Source organism: Eggerthella sp. (assembly GCF_048329335.1).
GTDB lineage: Bacteria > Actinomycetota > Coriobacteriia > Coriobacteriales > Eggerthellaceae > Eggerthella > Eggerthella lenta.
In genome coordinates this window covers 1-4,876 of record NZ_DBFEGU010000300.1, presented here as the reverse complement: position 1 = coordinate 4,876, position 4,876 = coordinate 1, and the positions used below count along the sequence as shown (strand labels likewise).

Sequence of the window (4,876 nt, the reverse complement as noted above, 5' to 3'; positions counted from 1 at the left end):
GCAGAACGCGCAGCCCCTCGAACTCGGTGCGGTCGAGCGCACGCGGCGCGCCCGGCATAGGGGCTTCGTAAGCCGAAACGGGACGGCTCGCCAGCCGATCGCGCGCGCCGAGGGATCGCAGCGCCGCCGCGCTCGCAGCATCGAGTTCGAGGGGCTGCGCGTCGTCCGCCTCGGCGCCCTCGCCCTCCTCGAACACGATGCGCTCCGCCTCTAATGCGATACGCAGGTTGAACGTCACCGTGAACGTAGTGCCCTGCCCTTTCGTCGACTCGACGGCGATATCGCCCGCCATCATGGTGACGATGTTCTTCACGATGGGCATGCCGAGGCCCGTGCCCTGCTCGCGCGAGCGTCCCTCCATGCTGAACGGCTCGAAAATATGCTCCTTGAACTCCTCTGACATGCCTATGCCGTTGTCGGATACCGTGAACTTCACCTGGCGATACCCCATGGCGGCACCCTTCGCCACCGTGGTCTCGAACCGAACGCAGCCGCCGCAGGGCGTGTACTTCACGGCATTCGTCAACAAGTTCAGCAACAGTTGCTTGATGCGCCGCGCATCGCCCACGAACACGGCATCGGCGCATGGCGGAGTTGTCACGACGAATTCCTGGGCGCGCTGTTCGCACTGCACGCGAACGGCGGATGCCACGTGCGACAGCACGGCGCTGAGACGGAAAGGCTCACTGGCCAGGGTCATCTTGCCGTTCTCGATTTTCGAGATGTCCAGCACGTCGTTGATCAGCCCGAGCAGATGGTCAGATGCGTCTCCTATCTTTTTCAGCGTCTCGGCAACTTTCTCGCGATCGTCCGGATTGCTCCGCGCAAGCTGCAGCGTTCCCAGAATCACGTTCATAGGCGTGCGGATCTCGTGGCTCATGCGCGAGAGGAACTCGGACTTTGCAGCATTCGCCGCCTCGGCAACGTCCATCGCATCCTTCATGGACAGCTGGATCTCCTTGTCGGCCGTCACGTCGCGCATGACCACGAGCAGCTGCGGCTTATCTTCGAACGTCAGCCGCTTGACCGAGTAAGAAGCCCAGCATTCTTTGCCGGTCTGCTTGCTGCGGAACGAGAACTCCCCTTGCTCGAAGCCCTTCGTCTCGTCCTTCCTAATGCGATCGAACAGAGCCACACCCTCGGGAGAAAGCCCGATGGTGGCCGCCAACCGCTCGTTTTGCAGAAAGGCGTCAAGGCGATAGCCGATGATGCGTTCGGCCTTCGCCACAATGGGAGTGACCTTGCCGTCGGTGGGCGAATAGAGGTTCACCGCCATATCGATGCTGTCGGACAGCGCCTCGTACAACTGGCCGAGCATGGCGACGTTCTGTTCGCGCAGGCGGCGGCGGTACGCGCCGAACACCAACAGCGCCACCACCACAAGGCAGGCGAAGATGATGGCGAACACCGCTTCGAACGTGGTGGTGACCACGGCAGCTTCGGCACGCACGTTCTCGACGGGCACCACGTTGCACACGTACCAATACCCGTTGTCGACCGGCGCGACGCACACATAACTGGATTTGCCGTCTACCGTGGCCGTGAGCAGCCCCGTCTGCTTGTTCGCCACAACGTCGCGCAGCGTGGAAAGGTCGCTCCGCGAGCGCGACTGCATGAACTGCAAGGCAGTTTCGGTTGAGACCGCGGCATCGGTGTTCGAGGCCGGCTCGCTGTACTGAGACGCCCGGTCAAGGAAGTCGTACAGCGACGTGCCGATGAACACCGGCGTCTTGGTTTCGCCCGTGGGAGGCACCAGCACCTCGCCGGTGGAACCCTCGAACAACATGAAGTAGCCGCGGCCGTCGAACATATCCAGCTGACGGGACATAGAGAACAAGCTTAACGGCACCTGCACGTACAGGGCTCCGACTTGCTGCCCATCGATATAAAGCGGCGTTTGGGCGAGACGCACGCGGGCGCCCGCCTCGTTGGCGAACGTGGCAGAGTACGAACTGCGACCCTCGGACAAAGCCGTTTCGGGCTGAGCCAGCTCGTCGACGGAAAATGCGGAGCCATCCGCGCGAACGCCTCGACCGTCCATCCCGGCAAACGTCGCATTCGCGAAGCCGTGGTGCTCCTGGAAGCTGCTGAGAGCCGGCGCAACCAACGCAGGATCGGTAGTCTGCACGGTAAACGCGCCGATGGCGTTCTGCGACATGTACATGCGGTCGGTTACGTTGCTGGCGGATTGCTCGGTGAACGTGACCACCTGCTGCTCGGCGCTCTGATTGAGCTTCTTGTCGATAAAAGACGTTAATCCGAGCACAGCAGAAACAATCGCCGCCACAATGGCGACGATTGCGATTGATGCCGTTATGCGTCGTTTGCGTTTGCGCTTGTCTTTGCCCATGGCGTGTTGGTGCTTGCCCTTCTTCAGCGCGCGTAAAGAATAAAGGAATATCCAAGCCGACCCGTACCGGATCGGCTCGACATAGTATACTCTAACGCTGAACTGCAAACACTCTGTGGCAATGGTGATGTCACGAGTTAGAGTAACGAGGTAACCATGGATTTCGGTGCGTTGTACGATTTTCTCTTCAACACCTACGCCGGCATCGGATGCCTGGTGGGAATCGGTTTGGTCGTAAGTTTGATCGCGTGCGTCATCATGGAGCGCCGCACGCGCAAAACGTTCGTCAATCACGAGCCTGACGAGGACGATTGGTCCTTTTTCGATGACGACGAAGACGACAAGTAACGTCTTCGCGTTCGTGCCGAACGGCGACCAGACGATGAGGATCGCCTTTTGAAAAGCTCCTTGCACGTACGCGCGATCACTGCTTTCGAGTCTCGCCGCGCGCAGCTTTTCAGCTGCGCGCTCCTGTTTTCAAGCCGTCAATTCTCCCGCACACTCAAACCATATAATTGAACCTCATCGCCTCTTGACAACCCGGAAAGGAAGTACTTCCATGAACGAAGCCGAAACGCATCTCTACCAGCGCGAAGGAGCGTACATCCCCCGCGTCGCCGCCGTGCATGATCTGTGCGGCTACGGCAAGTGCTCGCTGGGAGTTGCCATTCCCGTGCTGTCCGCCGCCGGCTGCGACGTATGCCCCGTGCCGACGGGCTTGTTCTCGTCGCACACCGCCTTCCCCGGCTGGTACATGCACGACACCACCGAGATCCTAGCCGACTACCTGAACGCATGGAAGGGCATCGGCGTGGAGATAGATGCCGTGTACTCCGGTTTCTTGGGCGCACCCGAGCAGGTGGATCGCATTCGCGATCTGTACGCTATGTATCCGAACGCTTTGCGCGTGGTAGATCCCGTGATGGCCGACCACGGCAAGGTCTACCCCACGTATACGCCCGAGCTGTGCTCCGCCATGGCCGAGCTGGCTTGCGGCGCCGACATCCTCACACCGAACCTCACCGAAGCCGCCATCATCCTGGGCGAGCCCATCGGCGAAGATTGGGGCGGCACCGACATCTCCGACGAAGAAGCGCACCGCCTGGTAGATGCCCTCGTGGCGAAGGGAGCGAAGCACGTGGTGCTCAAGGGCATCCAGCGCGAGGGCGAGTCCTGCATCCGCAACTTCGTGGGCGGCAAGGACTGCGAGACGTTCGAAGCGCATAACGAATACCTGCCCTACATGTTGCACGGCACGGGCGACTTGTACGCGTCATGCCTGATGGCCGCCGTGATGGCCGGTCGCTCGCTGCAGGAGGCCGTCGCGTTCGCAGGCGACTTCGTGCACGACGCCATGCTGGTGAGCGCCGAACAGCCCGACTTCAAAGACCGCGGCGTCAGCTTCGAGCCGCTGCTGGGCAAGGTGTGCGAGCTGCTGTAGGAGACGCACGCAACCTGTCAACGCGTTGCCGAAACGGCCGGCCTTTGCGGCGAAACCGCACGTTTCGGGCACGACGCATCCTCCAAGATGTCCTCCGATGGGGTCGGGCGAGAAGGCGACCGCCCGACCACCTTCTCTTCTTCTACAGCTTGAACCCCAGCGATTCCAGCACGTACTTGGGAACCATGAAGCGGACGGTCTTCTGGGGGTCCACCATCTGGCACACTTGCACGTCGGCCACCAGCGACAGCAGCATGACCAGCTCGGCCTCGTCGACGCCGGTGCGGTCGTGCAGCAGATCCACCATCTCGTGCACGGCGCGATCGGCCGCTGCGTCGAGAGACTCGGCGGACGCGATGATGCCGAGGTGCGTGCCGTTCTCGATAAGCGGATCAACCAGGTGCAGGTCGGGCAGCGCAGTGAGCGTGACCGTAGCGTAGCCGGCCACCTCGGCGCCCGACACGCTAATCTCGCCATCGCCCATCGCCGCGTGCATGTCGCCGCAGCCGAACAGCGCGCCCTCCACCGCCACGGGGAAGTACAGCGTCGCGCCCGTGGTGATGGCGGTGTTGTCCATGTTGCCGCCGTGGCTGCCGGGCGTTCCGCAGTTCACCGGATCGCCCGCCGGGGCCACGCCGATGACGCCGATCATGGGGTTAAGCGGGATGGACAGCTGGTCGTTCCACACTAGCTTGTCGCCGTCGATAGCGCACAGGTGCGTGCTCCACGCGTCGAAGCGGTCGCCGCACACGCCCTCGTCCTTGCCCGTGCACGACGCGGTTTGCGGGTCGAGCTCGATGTTCTCGATGGTCACCTTCAGCGCGCCGCCGGGCACCGCGCCCTCCACGAACACGGGGCCGGTTGCCGGGTTGATGCGATCCCAGTCGATCTCGTCCAGCTCGTCCTCGGGCGTCTGCACCTGGTTGCCGAAGCAGTCCTGCGTGCGGATGCGCACCGTCTCGCCCGATGCCACCGTCAGCGCCGGCTCCAAATCGCGCGCGAACGCGAACAGCACGCGCTCGTCGTTAAGTTCCTGCATGAGGCCACCCTTTCTACAAGATTGTGCTGAGGTTAATAGTACTACG

4 protein-coding genes are annotated in these 4,876 nt (G+C 62.2%); 2 read left to right on the top strand and 2 right to left on the bottom strand.

Annotated features, from left to right (window positions below; all coding sequences use genetic code 11):
- Window positions 1-2,266 (bottom strand): ATP-binding protein (locus tag ACMO6A_RS09505; RefSeq protein WP_418471159.1); only part of this gene is annotated, 2,266 nt, incomplete at its 3' end.
- Between the two features lie 240 nt (window positions 2,267-2,506).
- Between ACMO6A_RS09505 and ACMO6A_RS09500 the strand changes: the two genes are divergently transcribed.
- Together ACMO6A_RS09500 and ACMO6A_RS09495 are read left to right on the top strand one after the other, a co-directional pair.
- The gene (locus tag ACMO6A_RS09500; protein ID WP_009305350.1) at window positions 2,507-2,698 is read left to right on the top strand and encodes a DUF6724 family protein; all 192 of its coding nucleotides are present in this window, start codon (window positions 2,507-2,509) and stop codon (window positions 2,696-2,698) included.
- A gap of 211 nt (window positions 2,699-2,909) precedes the next feature.
- Window positions 2,910-3,791, top strand: a complete 882-nt coding sequence (locus ACMO6A_RS09495; protein ID WP_009305351.1) for a PfkB family carbohydrate kinase — start codon at window positions 2,910-2,912, stop codon at window positions 3,789-3,791.
- A 142-nt stretch (window positions 3,792-3,933) separates the two neighbouring features.
- On the opposite strand, the gene ACMO6A_RS09490 is transcribed toward ACMO6A_RS09495, so the two are convergent.
- Complete coding sequence (locus ACMO6A_RS09490) at window positions 3,934-4,830, bottom strand: acetamidase/formamidase family protein (protein WP_009305352.1); 897 nt, start codon at window positions 4,828-4,830, stop codon at window positions 3,934-3,936.
- Window positions 4,831-4,876: the final 46 nt, after the last annotated feature.